The sequence below is a fragment of the Undibacterium sp. RTI2.2 genome (genome assembly GCF_035018705.1).
Taxonomy (GTDB): Bacteria; Pseudomonadota; Gammaproteobacteria; order Burkholderiales; family Burkholderiaceae_D; genus Undibacterium.
In genome coordinates, this window is record NZ_JASJXN010000002.1 from 1 (window position 1) to 21,571 (window position 21,571).

Sequence of the window (21,571 nt, forward strand, 5' to 3'; positions counted from 1 at the left end):
CGCTCCTTTCTCATCTATTTTGCGCTTCTCGCAATAAAATTACTCTCCGGTGTTTCGTTTTGCAAGAACCTCATTAGTTCCCCTTTTTTTGCGGTCTCACATGGGAGTGAAAATTCGTGAAGCCTCAACAGCTTGTTCACGTGTTATTACCCCCCCATATAACCTATACCAATACCTACGGGGATGGGTGAACCAGCTCCCCCCCATTTTTTGAAGTTCAAATGCACGAACAACTGGGCTCAATATGCTCAAACTACCCACCCCTTTTATAGCAACGCCGGACAAGCCTTCACCAATGGAGACGGTATTTGCAGTACCCGCACGACCAATACTATTTAATTTAGCTTGCATTGCTTCTCCTTTTGCGATCTGTGATGCTGGTGTCTGCATGGGAGATATAACTTCAACTGTACTTACACTATTGTCTGACCAGACGGCTGCAACGTCAGCTCTTTGAAGGCCAGCAGCCGGATTTCCAGTGATCGCTGAAAACGGGCGATTGTAATGCACCTCTTTAGCGCCTTGTTTTGACAATTGCTCTCCAATCTTGGCACTCGCTTTGGCGTGTCCACTCCTGTCATTTGGGTCAGTTTTTTGGGGAGTTCCGTAGTGTTTACAACCATTGCCATCTGTCGTACATTCAGCTCGGCCGTTAGGATCAATATACCGATACGGATTATTAGATGCATAGACATAGCGATTAAATCCAGTTCCGGTATTAGCATCCGTGAGCACCGGATCTTCACTCAAGAATCGTCCCGCCGCAGGATCATAGTACCGCTGCTGCATATACGTCAAACCGGTGTACACGTCATTCAGATTTATTACAACCGACTACAGAACGTATACAGATGGTATACAGACGTGTTTCAAAGCGTATTCAAATGTGTTTCAACGATAGGCAGAATCGGGTTCAACAATAGACAAAGCCGGTGCTGTTGCCAACACCGGCTTTTATTTTATTGCGCACGTCTCACGATTGATCTGATGCTTTACGAGTCTGAGATGTTGGGCTTCGCTTCGTTTTTCGCCAACCTGCGTTAGCCCGGCTATGCTTGTTATGGCACATGCACAGAAAGAATTTCGAAAGCATATGCAGAGCCTTCTTCATAAACGCGCACGACCAACGCCAAATCGCTAGCTCCTTCGTCCACAGTGTACAGATCGACCAATGCATCCCAATATCCGATCATCCACTGACATGCCGACGTCCGCCACGTATCTTCTGGCAAACTGGTCAATTGAGCGCCATAGCGCTTTATGTTGCCAGCAATTCTGGCTGCATCTTCTGCGGAAATCTGGCGAACTCCTTCCACTTTTCGCACAAGATCGAAATTCTCTTCTTTCAATCCTTCCACGATGTCAGCAAAGGCACGTCTCCACGCAGTTGGAATCGAACTTTGGTTATGCTCATCTTTCAAAACAGGTACGATTTCGCTCATATTTACTTTCCATTATGAAGTTCGGTATGACAAACTTTGCAAACCTCTACGTGATTTTCTGGTGTTGTGGGTCCTCCATCGGCATGGCGTATTTCGTGATGGCCGGTCGAGTTTGACTGATCGATGTCTGTCCCACAACCGTTTCCGCATTTGTTACCTTGCTCTCCTCGTTTCGCTTCACGTTCCCCTGGGGTGAAAAAGCGCTTCGGGTCTCTTTCATCATTAGGTACGCTACCTGGCCCTGTTGGTGGCTTTGGTAAAGAGCTCGAAATACCGACATCTGCCTTCGTGTCGCTTTTATCACCTGTCTTTGGTGCATCAGATGCATCATTTTTCTTAGGCTCTGATTTAAAGACATCACTGTGAACAACATCCCAAATTACCGTCGCAATTAAACCACCAAGAATCGGTGCGCCTAGTGCTGTAGCTGTTTCGTAACCAGCCGCATAGGCCAAGCGAAGAGCCCAAGGATTTCGTCCATCAGGATCAACAAATTTGTAAGGGTTATTATTTGCGTAGACATAGCGATTAAATCCGCTACCAGTATTCGCATCCGTAAGAACGGGGTCCTCAGATAAAAACCGAGCAGCCACAGGATCATAGTAGCGCTGCTGCATATAAGTCAAACCGGTGTCAGCGTCATTCACATGACCCGTGAAACCGATCGTCGGCACGTCACTGCCCGCCACCGTCATGCCATAGGCTTCGTATTTGGTCTGGGTAAGACGAGTCCCGTTTTGATCCGTCTTCGCTACCGGACTGCCTAATCCGTCGGTGTGAACATAGATGACGGTTTCTGCGCCGACGTCGTTGGTGTGGATGATGCCTTTGCCCACAGCGCCTGAACTCGTCGTCTCGGCTAAAACCTGGCTAATCCCTCCTAGGGCTAAGCTCAGAGTCAGGATCAGGCTTATGCTCAGTCTCGAACTCAAACTAAGCAACAAGCCCGTTGTTTTAAGCGTCTGTTTTTTCATATAAGTGACGAAGCTCATTGCGTTACCTCTGCTATCACGTGACGGTTTAAATAAATGTAGTTCGTCTGCTTACCGTTATTGGGGCCACCGGTTTGTTGTATCGTGAGTAATTGTCCTGCTGGGCTGTAAATTTGTAGTTGGCTGGTGCCATCGACGTGATTGACTCTGAGGCGGTGACCCAGTGCATCATAAACATAGTCAGCTTTGCTCGTGGCACTGGTCATGCGGTTGCCTTGGTCAAAGATGTATAGCTGATTGCCTCGTTGTTTGATGTTGCCTTGGCTGTCGAAGTCGTAGCTGTAGTAAAAATTACTGATATTGCTACTGATGCTGTTGAGCCGGTTTTTTGTGGTGTCGTAGCTGTGGAGGTTGGTGCGGCTGCCAACGGTGCTTGTGAGCAGGCTGTCTAGGGTGTCGTCGCTCATGCTGCGCGTGGGGAATATTCGTTTAATCCATGACGAAAGCAGATACTCCCTCTGTTTTTCTTCTGAAATGGCTGAGTATCCATATTTTATCTAGATGTCTTTAATATGCTCATAGGGAGTATATTATTTTTTATAGTCTTCAGTCTTACCAAGACACGCTTTTACGTTTATCACAGGCATCGCATTATTGTTCTGATGCTCTAAAGGTTTGAGATGTTGGGCTTCGCTTCTAGATGCGCCAACCTAGGTTCATCTGCACTACGCTTGCTGGAAATTGTGTCTCCCAACATGCCACGAAAACATCAAAATATTTGCGGATGAGTCTGACAGGACAGGTGGCGTACATATCGAATCAGCCTGAGGTAATCCATCGCTGCGTTTCATAACGCAGTAGCAGAAATGTCGGGCTTGAATTTTATTAATTGACTATTTCATAACATACAGGAATACTATTCCCGGTTAGATATCGAAAATCTACAGACTTCCGGAGATCGCAATGTTGCATAGTATTGAAGATAGAGTTCGCGCCTGCGAACAAGAAAATGTCCGTTTACGCAAGCGGATTGCCCGTCAAAACATGTTTTGGGTGAGCGTGTTGTTGCTTGTTGCTGGCGGCGGCGCATTTGCCGGCTCCAGTCTGAAAAATGCGATTTTTGATAGTATTAAAGCGAAAGAAGTCGTTGTCGTAGATGACAAAGGTGTGGTCCGTGCCCGTATGGGTGGCGATTTGCCCAATGCAGTGATGGCTGGCGGACATGTTGCTAACAGGGGGTCGAAGGCAGCCGGTTTTATTATTTATGATGAGGAAGGTATCGAGCGAGGCGGCTATGCCACCATGGACAATGGCAGCAACGCCATGTTGACACTCGACTCAAAACATAAAATGGCTGCCATTCTCGTTGCTGGCCCATCTATAAATCAGGCAAGTGCTCTGACATTAATTACGCAAGCTAGTGCCATTGAACTTAGGTCGGATACGGACGGATCCCGTCTGACAGTGACTGATCCGAAGGTGGGTATAACATTGCAACAACCAAATATCGCCGCACTTTCTACAACTACTTGCACAGACTACAAGGAGCTAGCGACAAAATACCCTGGAGAGAAGATATGTCAGAGGAGGTTTGCGGATTCGACTTGTAATGCCTGCTTTAAAACTGAGTAAACAGTAAGCCTGCATCAGTCTGACAAAAGACCTTTCCCAAGAAACGAATCGTCGGGCATAGCGTATGTTATAAAGTACGCAATCATATGGCTAGCCCTTCGTGTGATCAATTACTGGGGGCGCCTTTGGTGCACCTAATTGAAATCTCGGTTTATCCAGGAAAGTCAGAATTTTTGCTGCACTTGAGTGCATAAATTCCAGTATAATCCGACCAACTTAGCATATGACAATGCATTAATTTCATTGAGTATTTTTTATTTTAAACGCCTCTAGGTTTTGGTTTACAACCCTTAGATTATGGGTTCAAATCCCGACCTCGCAACTAAACAATGCCTAGTCCTTGATTATTCAAACTCAAGGACTTTTTTGTTTTCTGCCTATCGCTTCTCCCTTGGAATGCATAAGCTCCCCGGGATGAGCAACTTAGCTCTCTCAGCCACGCTATCGTGTCGTGTCGTGTCCCACATTATGAGAAAAATGAGGGGAGTGCTAGACTGCGTTGTCCCTATAATTATCTGATCGCTTTCTGGAACACCTCCCATGACAAATCCTAGTTTATTCAATACCCTGCCCTTATCAGCCCCGTTACTGGCTAATCTGGAGAGTCTCGGTTATTTAGAGATGACGCCGATCCAGGCAGCGAGCTTGCCCCTGATTCTGGAGCAACGTGATGTGATTGCGCAGGCCAAAACAGGGAGTGGTAAAACAGCGGCGTTCAGTCTAGGCATCCTTGCCAAGCTCAATCCACTCTATTTTGCGGTGCAGGGTCTGGTGATCTGCCCGACGCGTGAGCTGGCGGATCAGGTATCGAATGAGTTACGTCGTCTGGCTCGCTCAGTAGAAAATATCAAAGTTTTGACCTTGTGCGGGGGTGCGCCGATGCGCCCGCAAATAGCCTCGCTGGAACATGGCGCGCATATCGTGGTCGGAACCCCGGGACGGATTCTGGATCACATCGGCCGCGGGAGTATCAATTTAAATACCGTACAGACGCTGGTACTGGATGAAGCAGATCGCATGGTCGATATGGGGTTTTATGAAGATATCTACGGCATTGTTGCGGCGTGTTCACCACGTCGCCAGACGCTATTATTTTCTGCTACTTACCCTGACGACATCCGCAAAGCCAGTGCGCAATTTTTGCGCGATCCGGCTGAAATCAAAGTGGAATCGCAACACACCGGCAGCCATATTGAACAACTGTTTTATCTGGTCACACCAGAGGAACGCAATGCGGCGGTAGCGCGCTTGTTATCGCATTACAAGCCGGTTTCGACGATCGCTTTTTGTAATACTAAGGTCCATTGCCGCGAACTGGCAGATGAATTGCAAGCGCAAGGCATCAATGCGCTAGCGCTGTATGGCGATCTGGAGCAGCGCGAGCGTGATGAAATCTTGGTCCGTTTTGCTAATCAAAGTTGTTCGGTACTGGTCGCCACCGACGTTGCTGCACGGGGTCTGGATATCCAAACTCTGGGCGCTGTCATCAATGTCGATGTCTCCAAAGATACTGAAGTCCATATCCATCGCATAGGCCGTACAGGTCGAGCTGGCGAAAAAGGTTTAGCGCTCAGTCTGGCAACACCGAGTGAGAAAAAATGGGTCAAGCTCATCGAAGAATACCAGGGGCAGTCGGTGCAATGGCATGAACTTGCTGAACTGGATACAACCTCTGACACCACCCTACAAGCACCAATGGTCAGTATTTGCATCATGGGCGGAAAAAAAGACAAGTTGCGTCCCGGTGATTTGCTCGGCGCCCTGACAGGTGATGTTGGTTTGCGCAAAGAGCAAGTGGGCAAGATCAATGTGTTTGAATTTATGACTTATGTCGCGCTAGACCGACAGATCGCTGAACAGGCGCTGGATAAATTAAGCCGCTGCAATATCAAAGGGCGTCAATTCAGGATGCGGGCGATTTATTGAGCTTAGCTATAGTCCACTCAGTTTTTTTAAACCTTATTTCATCGATTTTTAAACCCAGAGTTTTCATTGGAACAGCGACAAGTGTGCCTTTGGCGGACTGACTGGCTGCACGCGACGACGACGCAAGGCAATTTGCCAAAGGTGCAATTGTTGCGGTAGCGCTCACACTCAAATCGCGGCGGTGCTGCACCTCTGAACATCGGATGCCGTCTGCGTTTTTTGCGGAGTGGTAGCGGTCTAATAGAAAACCTGAGTTAAATATACTCCCCATTTTTATAAGCTATTTAGCCATATTCCCCAATAAATCATTGGGGATTTAAAAAATACATATAGGGAGTATCATTTTAATGATAGACAAATTGCAAACGTGTGGCGCTGCAATAAATCCTTTTCACCGATGGATCACCACCATTAGCGCCTTCGCTTCCGTCTTGCCAATATTGCGGATTGCGTGGTTCTTATCCGCCTCATACCGCGCTGTGCCGCCGACTTTGAGTTTTTTCTTGATACTGTCTACTTCTACTTCTACCTGACCATTGAGCAATGTCAAATGCTCGGTCGCACCGGGGTCATGTGAATTAGACACTAACGCACCGCCCGGAGCCAGGATCAGTTCATACCACTCATACTTACCTGCCAGTTCCATCGGGCCTAAAATTTTTAACACATAACCCGCGTGTTCACCTGGCAAAGTTGGTGTCTCATGCGGTTCCAGCATACGGATGACATCGACCTTGGGCGCTTCGGCTGACAGCAATTCGGCAATACTGACGCCTAGTGCATTCGCCAGCCGCCACGCAACGGCAATCGTGGGATTGGCTTTTTCTCTCTCTATTTGTGACAGCATCGATTTAGAAACACCGGCTGTACGCGATAAATCGTCCAGCGTCAGACCACGCTCCAGACGCATTCTTTGCAAAGTAGCGCCTACTTCTGGCGGCGTATTACTCAAAATTTTTTTCATATTGCCTCTTGCATAGTTGAACAAGCACAGATAATATCCACTATATCGAACTTTAGTTCTTCATATCGAATATTTTAATTATTTGAAAACATCTTACCAGAGCATTACGATGGGTGGGTTAGTTTTAAATCCAGGATTTGCATAAACTTGTTCCAGCAGTATTGCTGAAGCGATCTTGTGTAAGTCCTGAAAAGTCATAACATAGTTTTACACAGCCACCAGGAGCCAAACATGAGCGACATCACCGACACATCCAGTAAACAATCATTTTTTAGCGGTCTAAGCCAGAACTTGGATGGCCTGCGCGAACAAGGCTTATATAAACCGGAACGGGTGATTGCGTCGCGTCAGGGTGCCGAAGTCACTTGTGATGATGGTCGCCAACTGATTAATTTGTGCGCCAATAATTATCTGGGCTTGTCTGGTGACGAAGCGATGGTGCAGGCATCAATCAAAGCGACCGAACAATATGGCTATGGCTTATCCTCAGTCCGTTTTATCTGCGGCACACAAACGGTACATAAACAATTAGAGCGTGCGATTGCTGATTTTCTGGGTACTGAAGATACGATTTTGTATGCGGCGGCGTTTGATGCCAATGGCGGTGTATTCGAGCCTTTGTTTGATGAGAATGATGCGATTATTTCTGATGCTCTGAACCACGCATCCATCATCGATGGTATCCGTTTATGTAAAGCCGCCCGCTTCCGTTATGCCCACAACGATATGGCGGATCTGGAAGTTCAATTGCAAGCTGCGGCAAGCAAACGTCATCGCGTGATTGTGACCGATGGGGTGTTCTCAATGGACGGCACGATTGCCCAGCTCGACAAAATCTGTGATCTGGCCGACAAATATGATGCCTTGGTCATGATTGATGAGTGTCACGCCTCGGGCTTTATGGGAGCAACAGGTCGCGGTACACATGAGCATCACAACGTCTTAGGTCGCATCGATATCATCACCGGTACATTGGGCAAAGCCTTAGGTGGTGCGATGGGTGGATTCACCGCAGCGCGTAAAGAAGTGATCGACACCTTGCGTCAAAAATCCCGTCCTTATTTATTTTCTAATACCTTAGCTCCATCCATTGCAGGTGCATCGCTGGCGGTGCTGGAACGCTTATCGACTTCTACTGAATTGCGAGATCGCTTGCATGCCAATACTGCACACTTCCGTCGTGAAATTGCAGCGCTCGGATTCACTATCAAACCCGGCACACATCCTGTCGTACCAGTGATGTTATTCGATGCTCCAGTAGCACAAAAATTTGCTGCGCGTTTGTATGAATTGGGTATCTTAGTTACTGGTTTCTTTTATCCGGTGGTACCGATGGGTCAGGCACGCGTACGAGTGCAATTATCCGCAGCGCATACAACAGAACAACTCGATACCGCCCTCGCCGCCTTTGCGCAAGCAGGCCGTGAACTTGGTTTAATTTAATAAAGGACAGCACATGGAACGTATTTTAGTCATCGGCGCGAATGGTCAAATCGGTAGTGAACTGGTTGAAGCATTAGCCACACAATATGGCGCAGACAATGTCATTGCGGCAGATATCAGCCCTAACAGTTTGTATGGCGCAAAAATCTATGAAGTCATCGACGTGTTAAACACAGCCCGTCTTGCAGAGGTCGTAGAAAAATATACCGTGACTCAGGTGTACCAACTGGCTGCATTATTATCTGCCACAGGCGAGCAAGCACCGTTAAAAGCCTGGACCTTGAACATGGATGGCTTGCTGAATATTTTAGAACTGGCACGTATCCGAGGTGAAGCGGGTAAACCTTTAAAAATATTCTGGCCGTCCTCCATCGCTGCATTTGGTCCTAACACGCCAGCCGTCAACACACCGCAATATACGGTGATGGACCCAAGTACGATTTATGGCATCAGCAAATTAGCGGGTGAGCGTCTGTGCGAATATTATTTCCAAAAATATGGTGTTGATGTTCGTAGCATTCGTTATCCAGGCATCATTAGCTACAAGTCGCCACCGGGCGGCGGCACGACTGATTATGCGATTGCGATTTTCCACTCCGCTTTGCGTGGTGAATCTTATGAATGCTTCCTGGAAGCTGAGACAACATTGCCGATGATCTATATGCCTGATGCGATCCGGGCGACGATTTCTTTGATGGATGCACCTGCCAGCAAACTTTGTATACGTTCTTCTTACAATGTCGCTGGTTTAAGCTTCAATCCACGGGAATTGGCCCTTGCAATCAAACAAAATTTGCCCGACTTTGACATACACTACGCGCCAGATAGCCGCCAGGCGATTGCCGCTACTTGGCCACAGAGCCTTGACGACAGTGCCGCCCGCAAGGATTGGGGATGGCAGGCAGAGATCGGCATGACACAATTAGTCAATGACATGTTGAAGAACGTAAAGATCAGCACTGGAGCACAAGCCCAGGCTGCATAAAAATTTTTGAGACAAAGTGAGGTTTGGTATGGACATGCGTGTATTTGATTTATTTAAAATAGGTGTAGGTCCATCCAGCTCACATACCGTCGGCCCGATGCTTGCGGCGCGGCGGTTTTTACTCGAATGTCCTGAATTATTTAAAGTCAGTAAAGTACAAGTTGCCTTATACGGTTCGCTAGCGTTAACGGGGCATGGTCATGCCACTGACAAAGCAGTATTACTCGGCCTGATGGGCGAGACACCGCAAGATGTGATTCCCGATACGATTGAAGATAAATTGACTGCGCTCGCAAGCAGCGGCAGTATGAATTTGCTGGGGGAGTATCCCGTCAAGTTTGACATGATGGACGACCTCTTATGGCGCAAACAAGAAGTTTTGCCAGGACACCCAAATGGCATGCGCTTTACCTTGACGCGTAACGATGGCACTAGCTGCGATCAGGTCTTTTACTCTACTGGTGGTGGTTTTATTTCGACTGAGGCAGAGTTGCTGCAATCGGCCAACGCGGATAATGATCACGCCACGTCCTCCCGACCTTTTCCATTCGGCACAATGGCAGAGTTATTGGCACACGGTCAGCGCACTGGGCTGTCCATTGCCGCGATGCTGCGGGCGAATGAGATCACCCATTGCAGCGATGCAGAACTCGATACAGGTATCGATAAAATCTGGGCTGTAATGAAGGGATGCATCTCACGCGGCTTGCAAATCTCAGGTGAATTACCTGGCGGTTTGCACGTGAAACGACGTGCAGCAAAATTGTGGCGCAGCGCCAATGAAAGTGCGGACGTTTTACCACATGACGGCATGCATAAAGTCAGCTTATATGCGATGGCGGTAAACGAAGAAAATGCTGCAGGCGGTCGCGTCGTTACCGCCCCTACCAATGGTGCCGCGGGTATTATCCCAGCTGTATTGCGCTATTACGCAGAAGACTGCAAACCAAGTAATCCAGAATTAGGTATCCGCAATTTTATGTTAGTTGCTTCGGCAATCGGCATGCTTTGTAAGAAAAACGCTTCTATTTCTGGAGCAGAAATCGGTTGCCAGGGCGAAGTCGGCGTAGCCTGCGCCATGGCTGCTGCCGGGCTCACCGCAGCGCTGGGCGGCACTAATGAACAAATCGAGTCGGCAGCCGAAATTGGTATCGAACATCACCTAGGCATGACCTGCGACCCGATCGGCGGCCTGGTACAAATCCCCTGCATAGAACGCAACGGCATGGGTGCAGTTAAAGCGATTACAGCAGCATCACTGGCGCTCAGAGGCGATGGCACGCATCATGTCAGCCTCGATCAAGTAATAGAAACCATGCGACAGACCGGCGCGGACATGCAAACTAAATATAAAGAAACCTCACTCGGTGGTTTGGCTGTGCATGTCATCACAGTCAATCATGCTGCCTGCTAATTGCGGTACTCTGCTCTGCGACTATTGTTTTATTGCACTCATTAAGATGTGACCTCTGCGACCCGCATTTGCAACATCACACTGTGCTTAACAGCTATACCAGCATAGAAAAACTATACAACTAAACCTACACAAATAAACTTACTTTAGTCAATGAAGAAGCAGAATCAGATCCTGCTTCTTCATCGAGCTTATGCAAGTCTTATGCAAGTCGAGTAGGTCTTAGTAAATATCCTTGACTATATACTCCCCATAAAATTTCTCCAAAACCCTCTATTGTCCAATCTTTACCTGGACAATTAATATATACAGGTAGAGAGTATATTTTTAACTCTGGTCTGAATGGATTTGCTCTGTTCTCTTTTTTAACGATGAAATATAAATACGTTATCCAAAAAATAATCAAAGTTGCAGTTAAATGAAATGGGTATACGCTTAGTTATATAACTTAGCCACATCACTTAGTTTTTATCGCTTAGCTTTGTAATCTTCGATCAGGAGTACGCCATGTCATACAAGACCATACTCGTCCATGTGGATGAATCCAACCGCTCCCACCTGAGAATCCAGGTCGCGGCCGAACTTGCGATTGCAGAAAATGCTCACCTGATTGGTACTGCCGTGACTGGCGTATCGCGTTTTATCTACCAGGATGGCAACATCAGTATGGGTGACCCTAACTTAGTGATTCATTTAAACTTGCTACGTGAGCGTGCAGAAAAAGCTATTTCTGGTTTCAATAAAAGTATGCAGGAATCTGGTGTGCAATCTTTTGCCAGCATGATTGCCAATGACGAGGCTGGTGGTGGCATTGGCTTGCAAGCACGTTACAGCGATCTGGTCGTGATCGGACAAACTAATAATGATGAGCCATCGCCATCGGTTTTACCTGATTTTCCAGAATACATCATCATGAACTCTGGACGTCCTGTGCTGATCATTCCCTACACGGGTGATTTCACGTCAGTAGCAAAGCGTCCGCTTATTTCATGGGACGCCAGTCGCGAATCGACGCGCGCTGTGACTGATGCAATCCCACTGCTCAAGCGGGCAGAATTAGTACAAGTGGCGATCTTCAATCCCAAGTCCACACCCGACGCACATGGAGAGCAACCTGGTGCAGATATCGCTCTGTATCTGGCTAGACATGGCATCAAAGTTGAAGTGTCAGTACATAAAACATCTACTGATATCGGCAATGCGGTGCTGTCGCTGGCACATGATCTGGACAGTGATTTACTGGTGATGGGTGGTTATGGGCACTCGCGCTTCCGCGAGATGATTATGGGTGGCGTAACCAGAACCATTCTTAAAAGCATGACTATTCCTGTGCTAATGTCGCACTAAGCTACACTGAGGCGTACGAACATTTTTTTATAATGCGTCATTCATGCGTTGTTCACGTTTAATTTAGACCTTGTAAGAAAAGTGATTTATGTCTATTTCGGCACTACAAACTGGTCTGTCAGGACTTCAATCTTATCAACGGGCACTGGATAGCTCGGCTCACAATATTGCAAACGCCAATACGAATGGCTTCCAACCCCAGCAAGTACAATTTCAGGAAGCCACAAACGGCGGGGTAAATAGTAGTATTACCAGCTTTAGCAATAGCTCGGGAGCTACCGCGCCAAGCGCCCCTAGTGGTACCGACCTCGCCACTGAACTTGTACAGTCTTTAGAATACAAAGCGGGCTTCGATTTTTCAGCCAAGATCGTTAAAACTGCTGATCAAGTTTTAGGAACATTGATCAACATTACTGCTTAAGTTTGAAATAATATTACCGATTTTTAATTTACAACCAGAACCAAGAAACTAACATAGCCCGACTAAGCATAATAAGTATGCGAAATAAATGAATGTAATAAGTAAGTATAAAACCAGGCAATAAAAAAGCACCGCGAACGGTGCTTTTTTATTGAGCAAAATATTTTATTCAGTAGCGTTAGAAACAGGCGCAGAAATCAAAGACTTATTGATCGTTACTTTACCCTTTTGCTTCAAAGCTTCTATATAAGAATAAACATCTTGCTGCGCCAAAGCATCAGACAATTGCTGTTGCTCAGATTTACGTCTTGCTACATCAACCGTGCCAGCAGTGACCTTGCCAATACGGTAGATCGTATAACCAGCACCGGGAACATCAATACCGACAAACGCGGGTAATTTTTGGACATCCGCTTTCATCACCTCAGCAAACGCCGCTGGAGATATCTCTGGATTCTTCAAACGAGAAAACACTTTTACATCTGAAAAACCAGCTGTGCTATCAGCGGCTTTCAAGGACTTCAATTTATCTTCGCCTGCTTTTTTCGCCAGCGCCACAGATTCAGTTTGAGTGACACGGGCAACGATCAACGCTTTAACTTCATCAAAAGGACGTTTGCTTGCTGCTTTATATTCAACAATACGTCCTGAAATCAAGGTACTCGGGGCTACTTCTACTGCTTCAGTATTATGTTTTTTCTTGATGACATCATCAGAAAAAATTGCTTTTAAAAACTTAGCATTATTAAATAAAGCTGTCGCTGGCAAAGCTGGATTTGGCTGACGCGTCAACGATGATACTATTTCGATTTTTAATTTAAGTTTGTCAGCAACATCTTTCAAACTATCGGATTGCTCATACACGGAGTTTGTAAAAGTCTCGGCTGCATCTGCATAAATTTTTGCTGCTTTTTGTTTTTTGATCTCAGCAGTAATCTGAGGTTTAACTTCATCCAAAGACTTTACGCTGGCAGGCTTTATCGCAGTCAGCTGGATAACGTGATAACCGAAATCTGTCTGTACCACATCACTGATATCACCCTGCTTCAATTTAAAAGCCGTATCCTCAAAAGCCTTCACCATAGCGCCTTTGCCAAAAAAATCTAAATCGCCACCACGTTCTGCAGAACCCGGATCTTGAGAATTTTCTTTCGCTAACTTCGCAAACAATTCAGGATTCTTGCGCAAGCTTGCTAGCAAACCTTCGGCCTTTGCTTTGGCCGCTGCTTTATCAGCAGCGCTGGCGTCTTTCTTAGTCGAAATCAAGATGTGGCTGGCACGACGTTGCTCTTCAGTTGAGTACGCTTTTTTATTTTGTTCATATAGTGCTTGCACTTCCGCGTCTGTCACGGTGATTTGCGAACTCAGTGCATCGGTATTCAACACAACATATTCTGCTTTGATCGACTCAGGAATTTCAAATTGTGCAGCATTTTTTTCGTAGTACGCTTTTAAGGCTTCATCAGTAATTTTTACTTGAGCAGCAAAATCACCTGATTGGAAATTCAAAGCCTGGACTTCACGCTCTTGCTCATTGATCGCAGAAAAACGCTCGGCAACTGTCTTAGGTACAAACGCAGTTCCCTGCACTGCCGTCAACAACTGCTGCAAAGACATATCTTGACGCAAACGCTCCTGATACATCATCGGCGTCATACCTTGCGCCGCCAATAGTGTTTTGTATCTCTCATTGTCAAAACTACCGTCGGCTTTGGTTAAACCAGGCGTAGCAATAATTGTCTGCTGCAAAGTTTGATCTGCCACACTCAAATGCTGGCTAGTCAGCTCAGCCGTTAAGGCTTTACGGGAAATCAATTCATCCAAGATCGATTGACGTGCTTCTGGCGTGTTAAGTAATTTGGAGTCAAATTGAGCACCGTAGGTTTGGCGCAGACGTTCGAGCTGATCACGCTGTGCTGCATCAAACTCTTGCTGACTAATCGGCTGCCCAGCTACGGTAGCAACCGCATCACTCGCGCCGCGTGAACTTGTATAACTTTGCAATCCAACAAATGCGAACGACGGAAAAATAATGAGCAGCAAGAGAAACTGCATCAAGCGTTGGTGTGTACGAATATACTCAAACATGGTCAACCGATCACTCTGACAAACTGTTACCGAATATGAAAAAAGGTGAACTGATGTTCACCTTTTAAATTTTGGTGGATTGCACGGAACTAGCTAAAAACTGAATCCGTCTCAACGACCGCCATCATAATCAAGGACTTAGTAACAGCATTAATAAAAAGTAACAGAAAAAGTATTTTAGATTCTGTTATTACTGTTAAACGACTGCAGATTTTATCAGTGTTTCAATGATTCTTGTGCTCCAGTCATAAAAAAAGCACCTGATAACGCATTTTTATTATTAATTTGAAATTATAAAACTCAGTTGCTTATTTTTGAATTGTATTCAGTTGAATGCAGTCCAAGATATGCCAGGAAAAAGTTCGGATACTAACAAAGTCAAAAAGCAAAAAAGCCCTTAAATATCAAGGGCTTTTTCATAAAACTGGCGGAAGGTGTGAGATTCGAACTCACGGAGGACTCTCATCCTCGCCAGTTTTCAAGACTGGTGCATTCAACCGCTCTGCCAACCTTCCAAGCCCAATATTATAGCTGCATTTTATGGCTTTGAGACATTTTTCTTCGTAAGGGTTATTGTTAATCTTGGCCACTATGTAAATTACACAACAAACCGAAAATCACTTGAAAGCATTTGGGTTAATTGATCGGGGCTGACTGGGCGAGAAAACAGATATCCTTGAATTTCGTCACAGCCCGCATTTTTTAGAAAAGAGAACTGCTCCCAGTTCTCGACCCCTTCTGCGATCACTTTATGTCTAAGCTTTTTTGCCATGCTGATAATGGCATCGGCAATTGCGCAATCATCATTGTCTGTTGGTATTCCTTGGATAAATGATCGGTCAATCTTCAACGTATCGATAGGAAACCGCTTTAGGTAAGACAAGCTAGAGTAACCTGTACCGAAATCATCTAGAGATAAAGTCACACCTAAAGCGGTGATCTCGTCCATGATGGTGATAACGCTTTCGGCGCTCTGCATCAGCATACTTTCAGTGATTTCTAACTCTAGCCAAGATGGTGCAATTTGATAAAACGATAGGGCTTGGCGCACTCGACTTGGCAGGGTAGATGTAAATTCTTTTGCGGAGACATTGACAGCGATACGCAAAGGAGAAATATGTAAATCCTGCCATTTTCTGGCTTGCTCACAGGCTGTTTCTAGCACCCACGCATCAATCTGTAAGATCAGTCCTGTTTCTTCCGCAATTGGAATAAACTCTGCTGGAGAAATCAATCCCCTTTTAGGATGATTCCAACGAATTAATGCTTCGACACCAATCACTCGCCCAGTCGCAATATCGATTTTTGGTTGATAGAGTAAAGAAAATTCATCATGCTGCAATGCCCGGCGCATACCTGATTCCAGATATAAACGACCAGCAATAGTACGATTCATTTCATTATCGTAGAACGCGTAACTACCGCTAGCGCGTTCGGCGTTGCGCTTAGCCTTAAACATGGCAATGTCTGATCTCTGTAAAAGCTTGTCTGCCTCCATACCATCTTGCGGATACGTACTGATCCCGATGCTTGCTCCGATACGCAACTCCTGACCATCAATAAGGAAGGCATGATCTAAAGTTGATAATAATTTTTGCGCGACCAAACCTGCATGAAAATGCTGTGGGATTTCTAACAACGCAATTGCAAATTCATCGCTGCCCAAACGAGCGATCACGTCATTTTCGCGCAAGGCTACGCGAAATCGTTCTGCTACTTGTTTAAGTAATAAATCACCGATCGCATGTCCTAGAGTGTCATTAATTGGCTTAAAGCGATTCAGATCAATAAACAATAAAGCACCGATAGAGTTATTACGCTGAGACTGTAGCAATGCCTTATCAACTAATTTTTTAAACAAAGTGCGATTAGGTAAATCGGTCAGGAGATCGTAATAAGCCAGATGATTAATTTTCTCTTCTGCGTGCTTACGTTCAGTGATATCGCTTAAATAACCGATAATTCCCACAGGTTGAGTGTTGGCATCACACAATGGAGATAAGCTTAGACTGGCCCAAAAGACTTCGCCTGATTTTTTGCGACGGCGAACTTCCATCTGACGGCCGCCTTGCTCCAAAAAAGAATCAAACAAGCGCAGGCCGTCTAACTCTTCATCTTCATATAAAAATAAAATATTCCTGCCGATGACTTCGTTTGCACTGTAACCAAACAGCACTTCTGCGCCACGGTTCCAACTGATAATAAATCCTGCCAAATCCATGGTGATGACGGACTCATGAATTTGATCGAGAATTTGCGATTGCTGTAATTGGGTTTCTGCTGAGGCTTTATAACGTTGGTCCAGTTGTGCTTTAGAGGCAAATAAATGCGCCGTCAATTCGGCTAGTTTATTGAGCTTTGCGACATCACTTTCATTATAAATTCCGTTTTTGCCGCTCAGAACATAAAACGCTTCTGCTGATACAGCGCACTGCAACTGTTGAACATTGCTCACATCCGCCGCGGACCTCACTTGCTGAACGTAAGCAGCATCTGACGTATTGAAAATGGCCTGAACAATCCGCGTCAACTCGGTCTCTAAAGAATGGCCGTCCAGGCACAACACGGCCTCACCCAAGGCCGCGCCCAGACTCAGATCATTATCCAGATCAATGTTTAGATTACCCGTGTTCGCGCGTGACTTCATCTACATGTCCTGACAAACCTGATTAACCCAAACATAAGCCTTGGTCAGGCTGTCGTAATACATCTCTGCATCAAGACCAATTTTTTGTAATGTTGCAACATCAAGATTGGCGGTGATGCGGTCTGCCTGAGTAACGAGTTGCAGTTGCGCGCCCATAACACCCTCGTGATTTAACAGGGCGGCCAACACATCATCGATCAAATTCAATGGCAATAAAATTTCAGCTAGGGGGCTTCCAAATAAGGTATCCAGTAAAGAGAACATACCGACCATGAAAGCACTATCTTGCTGATCTCTGTTGCCGCCATTTTTTTGGCAAATCACTTCCATCAAACTGGCGCGAAATGCAGCGCGCAACATCAGAGGATTAAGTGCGCCCCCATTATCATGAGGACGGGCATACAACAGTAACTGCAACCATCGTTGTAATTGCCGCCGCCCGAGCAAATTAATGGCCTGCCCAAAGCTCGATACTTTGACTGTCTGCGCAAATGCGGCAGAACTAACCATCTTAAACAACATAAACGACAAGGTGGTGTCTTGCTTAAATAGCTCCTCCAGTTCGCGTGACTCTGCATCGCGAGATACTAATCCGAGCAATTTCAATAAACGGGTTCTGGCAGTTGCGTCGCCTGATTTATTATTCGGCGCAGGATGAAAGGCATAGTCGCCGCAAAACGAGCTAAATCCCATATCGGATGCTGCTTGCAATTGTGCTGCTGTATTCACATTTTTAGCGATATGCAGACCCTTGCTTAAACTCGCTAGCCAAGGCTTTATTGATATGGGCATGCCAGCGGTGCAATCGACACAAACAGTACTAGATCCATCCCAGACTAACGTAGTCTGAGAAGCAAAATCGTCAACGACAATTTGCACACCTTTAGACACTAAATAGTTCAGTTTGGTTTGCGCATCAGGACTATTACAACTTGCCTCTGGAATGCACAAAATAATTTTTGAGGCGGCAATACGAGTATCAATATCTGCTGGTAATGCAATGACGTCATCGATAGGCAGAAGGAGCGACAGCGAGGATAACTGATCAAAAAAATCACTACTTTTAAAGTAATGTAATAACTGCAAAGAATTTGCAAGGACAGCGGTATCAAAATGAACGCTCAAAGCAACCAGTTGCTGCTTGTTGTTAACGATCGGAGTCAGTGGAGAAATTGGTAACGTCAGGCCAGTCGCATTGGTCATATAAACAATTTTTGATCTTAGTTGGATTTTCTATTTGCTTTCTGCTGCCTGATCTTACGAAAACTGATGCAATGAGGTTTTAGCTCTTTGCAAAAAAACATTTTTACATAAGTCGTAAGCAGCTTTAAATACTAAGTTGAAAATTAATCAATTGCAATATTATTTAACGTTTTACTTTAAGTATTACTCTAGTGTTGTTCTAAGTAAGCCATGAATAAGACTGTTTTCACAACAGTGAGCTTGTAATAACCCTAAAGCATGCGAATAAAGAACAATCAGCTGTCGCGATCACTCTTGGTCTTTTAAAAACAAGGTCTGTAAATCATTTAAAAACCGTCGCCCCAACTCGGTTGGACGGACGTACTGATGATCCCGGGTAATCAATCCTTTTTGCTCTGCTATCGATAACTCCTTTTCAAGATCATTAAGTAAAAGACCTGTACGTTCATTGAATAGATTGACGGCAAAACCTTGATTTAGTCGTAAAGCGTTGAGCATAAATTCAAAGCCCATTTCATGGCGCTGTATCTCAACGCTTTCTTGCACAGCTGCTCCGCGCAGACTCTCTTCCATATAGGTTTTTGGTTGCTTATAACGGACTTGTCGCACCACTTTATGAGGGAAAGAAAGTTTGGAATGGGCGCCAGCACCGATACCCAGATAGTCGCCAAAGTTCCAGTAATTCAAATTATGACGTGATTCTTTACCTGGCTTAGCATAGGCAGAGACTTCGTAATTACCATAACCAGCTTGCGTCATTTTGGCCTGGATCAAATCCTGCATTTCTGCGCTCAGATCATCGTCGGGTATCACTGGCGGGAATTTAGCGAAGTAGGTATTCGGCTCCAGCGTCAGATGGTAGAGCGATAAATGTGGCGGTGCGCAGGCAATCGCGGTTTCGACATCGGACTTTGCCTGCTCCAAGGTTTGCCCTGGCAGTGCAAACATCAGATCAAGATTAAAATTATCAAAATATCGTTGTGCGATATCGATAGCGCGCCTAGCCTCATCGCCATCATGAATGCGCCCCAGCGATTGCAGATGCCGTGAATTAAAACTCTGAATACCAATCGATAAACGGTTGATACCGCTTTGGCGATAAGAGCGAAACTTTTCAGCCTCAAACGTCCCCGGATTGGCTTCCATTGTAATTTCAGCCGCGCCGTCAATTGGCAACAGCGTTCTGACATCCGACATCAGGCGATCCAAACCTGCTGCCGACATCAGACTAGGCGTGCCGCCACCAATAAAAATGGTGTAAATCTTACGCCCCCAAATCAGAGGCAAGGCCGCCTCTAAATCAGCACGTACGGCGTCCAGATAAAGGGCTTCATCAAAACTACTTTTTACCTCGTGCGAATTGAAGTCGCAGTAAGGACACTTCTTGACACACCAAGGAAAATGGATATATAGCGATAGTGGGGGCAGACTAGTAAAATTAAACTGTCCTGCTCCCAAAAAATGACTAACGACATCTTGCGGCACGGAAGAAAGATCGATGGTTTTTTTCTTAGGCGTCAGTAGTTGAATAGGCTTAATCGGGATCATCGTAACTTCTCTAGCAGCACACGCAAAGCTTGCCCGCGATGCGACCATTGGCTCTTTTGTTCGGGACTGAGTTCTGCCACTGTTTTACCTAAATCCGCTATCCAAAAATGCGGATCATAGCCGAAACCATTATTACCTTTTGGCTCTGCCACGATCTCGCCATGCCAAAGCCCATCTGCAATGACCGGCTGCGGATCATGTTCTGAACGCACGTAAACCAGCACGCAATAGTAATAAGCCGACTTGTCGTTTGAGGTGGCAAGCTGGCTGATCAAGTGCGCGTTATTGCGCTGATCGGATTTAGGTTCACCTGCAAACCGGGCAGAAAACACACCGGGCGCACCTTGTAGCGCATTTACACAAATCCCTGAGTCGTCGGCTAAAGCGGGCAAACCCGTCAATTTGGCAGCGTGCCTAGCTTTGGTGAGGGCGTTTTCAATAAAGGTGAAATACGGTTCTTCAGCCTCGGGCACATCAAATTCAGATTGCGCGCGCAGTGTGATGCCTAGTGGCGACAATATGTGGAAAAACTCTTTGAGTTTGCCTTGATTATTCGAGGCTAAGACAATTTTTTTGGCATTCATTTTACGATTTTTTTACTAAGATAAAACATCTTCAGAGGAGGGTCTGATAACATTTAAATCGGAGGTGCGAGCAATTCTAAAAAATATACTCATCATGAGTATATCTTAATCGTCCAGATAATTACTGGACAATAAGGCATATTCTATAAAAATAAGGGGGAGTATATTAAATCTCCCTCTATATTTACATCAATAAAATCGAGACTCCGCTGACTATAACAAGCCTAATACCTGTTTCTGCAATGCGATTAAATCCGTAATACCTTCATGCGCTAAATCGAGCAAACAATCCATGGTAGCGCGATCAAATGCCACACCTTCAGCCGTGCCTTGCACTTCAACAAACTGACCTTGGTCTGTCATGACGACATTCATATCGGTGTCGCAAGAAGAGTCCTCGGGGTAGTCCAGGTCTAACACGGGCATCCCTTGATACACACCGACAGAAATCGCTGCCACAAAATGTTTGACCGGCACGGCGGCAATCGCACCGCGCTCCACCAGTTTTGAAAAAGCATCATAAGCCGCCACCATGGCGCCGGTGATCGCGGCCGTACGTGTACCGCCATCGGCTTGAATTACATCGCAATCGATATGCAAGGTGCGCTCACCAAAGGCCTCCAGATCGAACGCTGCGCGTAAGGAACGACCAATCAGGCGCTGTATCTCTTGCGTGCGTCCGGATTGCTTGCCTTTGGCGGCTTCACGATCCATGCGAGTATGTGTTGAACGCGGCAGCATGCCATATTCAGCAGTCATCCAGCCCTGCCCTTTACCTTTTAAAAAACCAGGCACTTTATCTTCAATACTAGCGGTACAAATAACACGCGTATCTCCAAACTCAATCAATACCGAACCTTCGGCATGTTTGGTGAAGTGACGATTAATGACGACAGGACGCAGGGCATTGGCCGAGCGTCCGCTAGGACGATTTGATTGAGGCATAGTAGTAAATAAAAATTGAGTGAAATTTAAGAAAATATATAACTAGGATT

18 protein-coding genes and 1 tRNA gene are annotated in these 21,571 nt (G+C 45.8%); 7 read left to right on the forward strand and 12 right to left on the reverse strand.

Annotated features, from left to right (window positions below; translation table 11 throughout):
• Window positions 1–96 precede the first annotated feature (96 nt).
• From QN395_RS01130 to QN395_RS01145, 4 genes are all read right to left on the reverse strand, one after another.
• Entirely contained in the window at window positions 97–810 is a 714-nt protein-coding gene (locus tag QN395_RS01130) for an RHS repeat-associated core domain-containing protein (protein WP_323491844.1), read from the reverse strand.
• Between the two features lie 248 nt (window positions 811–1,058).
• Window positions 1,059–1,442 (reverse strand): hypothetical protein, encoded by a 384-nt coding sequence (locus tag QN395_RS01135; RefSeq protein WP_322118255.1) that lies wholly within the window; start codon window positions 1,440–1,442, stop codon window positions 1,059–1,061.
• Window positions 1,443–1,444: 2 nt separating this feature from the next.
• Entirely contained in the window at window positions 1,445–2,434 is a 990-nt protein-coding gene (locus tag QN395_RS01140) for an RHS repeat-associated core domain-containing protein (RefSeq protein WP_322118254.1), read from the reverse strand.
• Complete coding sequence (locus QN395_RS01145; protein ID WP_322118253.1) at window positions 2,431–2,841, reverse strand: hypothetical protein; 411 nt, start codon at window positions 2,839–2,841, stop codon at window positions 2,431–2,433. The genes QN395_RS01140 and QN395_RS01145 overlap by 4 nt, the downstream gene beginning before the upstream one ends.
• 496 nt (window positions 2,842–3,337) lie before the next feature.
• On the opposite strand from QN395_RS01145, the gene QN395_RS01150 reads away from it, so the two are divergent.
• Together QN395_RS01150 and dbpA are read left to right on the forward strand one after the other, a co-directional pair.
• Window positions 3,338–4,006 carry a hypothetical protein gene (locus QN395_RS01150; RefSeq protein ID WP_323491845.1) on the forward strand — a complete coding sequence of 223 codons (669 nt, stop codon included), beginning with the start codon at window positions 3,338–3,340 and terminating at the stop codon, window positions 4,004–4,006.
• A gap of 540 nt (window positions 4,007–4,546) precedes the next feature.
• Window positions 4,547–5,932, forward strand: coding sequence for an ATP-dependent RNA helicase DbpA (gene dbpA / locus QN395_RS01155; protein ID WP_322118251.1), 1,386 nt, complete (start codon window positions 4,547–4,549; stop codon window positions 5,930–5,932).
• Between the two features lie 391 nt (window positions 5,933–6,323).
• Here the strand turns inward: dbpA and QN395_RS01160 are convergent, their stop codons facing one another.
• A complete protein-coding gene (locus tag QN395_RS01160; protein WP_322118250.1) occupies window positions 6,324–6,896 on the reverse strand; it encodes an XRE family transcriptional regulator in 573 nt (190 codons plus the stop codon).
• A 231-nt stretch (window positions 6,897–7,127) separates the two neighbouring features.
• Here QN395_RS01160 and kbl point away from each other — a divergent pair, with 231 nt between their 5' ends.
• The 5 genes from kbl (at window position 7,128) to QN395_RS01185 (ending at window position 12,506) form a co-directional block, all read left to right on the forward strand.
• Window positions 7,128–8,339, forward strand: coding sequence for a glycine C-acetyltransferase (kbl, locus tag QN395_RS01165; protein ID WP_322118249.1), 1,212 nt, complete (start codon window positions 7,128–7,130; stop codon window positions 8,337–8,339).
• Window positions 8,340–8,352: 13 nt separating this feature from the next.
• On the forward strand, window positions 8,353–9,324 hold the full coding sequence (locus QN395_RS01170) for an NAD-dependent epimerase/dehydratase family protein (RefSeq protein WP_322118248.1): 972 nt from the start codon (window positions 8,353–8,355) through the stop codon (window positions 9,322–9,324).
• Window positions 9,325–9,352: 28 nt separating this feature from the next.
• Entirely contained in the window at window positions 9,353–10,738 is a 1,386-nt protein-coding gene (locus tag QN395_RS01175) for an L-serine ammonia-lyase (RefSeq protein ID WP_322118247.1), read from the forward strand.
• 507 nt (window positions 10,739–11,245) lie between these two features.
• Window positions 11,246–12,085, forward strand: coding sequence for a universal stress protein (locus QN395_RS01180; RefSeq protein WP_322118246.1), 840 nt, complete (start codon window positions 11,246–11,248; stop codon window positions 12,083–12,085).
• Window positions 12,086–12,173: 88 nt separating this feature from the next.
• Window positions 12,174–12,506, forward strand: a complete 333-nt coding sequence (locus QN395_RS01185; RefSeq protein ID WP_322118245.1) for a flagellar basal body rod C-terminal domain-containing protein — start codon at window positions 12,174–12,176, stop codon at window positions 12,504–12,506.
• A 165-nt stretch (window positions 12,507–12,671) separates the two neighbouring features.
• Here the strand turns inward: QN395_RS01185 and QN395_RS01190 are convergent, their stop codons facing one another.
• From QN395_RS01190 to rph, 7 genes are all read right to left on the reverse strand, one after another.
• The gene (locus QN395_RS01190; RefSeq protein ID WP_322118244.1) at window positions 12,672–14,594 is read right to left on the reverse strand and encodes a SurA N-terminal domain-containing protein; all 1,923 of its coding nucleotides are present in this window, start codon (window positions 14,592–14,594) and stop codon (window positions 12,672–12,674) included.
• 425 nt (window positions 14,595–15,019) lie between these two features.
• Window positions 15,020–15,109 (reverse strand) — tRNA-Ser (locus tag QN395_RS01195).
• An 83-nt stretch (window positions 15,110–15,192) separates the two neighbouring features.
• Complete coding sequence (locus tag QN395_RS01200) at window positions 15,193–17,241, reverse strand: putative bifunctional diguanylate cyclase/phosphodiesterase (protein ID WP_322118243.1); 2,049 nt, start codon at window positions 17,239–17,241, stop codon at window positions 15,193–15,195.
• Window positions 17,242–18,444, reverse strand: coding sequence for an EAL and HDOD domain-containing protein (locus tag QN395_RS01205; protein WP_322118242.1), 1,203 nt, complete (start codon window positions 18,442–18,444; stop codon window positions 17,242–17,244).
• A 288-nt stretch (window positions 18,445–18,732) separates the two neighbouring features.
• Window positions 18,733–19,992 (reverse strand): radical SAM family heme chaperone HemW, encoded by a 1,260-nt coding sequence (hemW, locus tag QN395_RS01210; RefSeq protein WP_322118241.1) that lies wholly within the window; start codon window positions 19,990–19,992, stop codon window positions 18,733–18,735.
• Window positions 19,989–20,576, reverse strand: a complete 588-nt coding sequence (gene rdgB / locus QN395_RS01215; protein WP_322118240.1) for an RdgB/HAM1 family non-canonical purine NTP pyrophosphatase — start codon at window positions 20,574–20,576, stop codon at window positions 19,989–19,991. The genes hemW and rdgB overlap by 4 nt, the downstream gene beginning before the upstream one ends.
• 213 nt (window positions 20,577–20,789) lie before the next feature.
• The gene (gene rph / locus QN395_RS01220; protein WP_322118239.1) at window positions 20,790–21,521 is read right to left on the reverse strand and encodes a ribonuclease PH; all 732 of its coding nucleotides are present in this window, start codon (window positions 21,519–21,521) and stop codon (window positions 20,790–20,792) included.
• Window positions 21,522–21,571 lie beyond the last annotated feature (50 nt).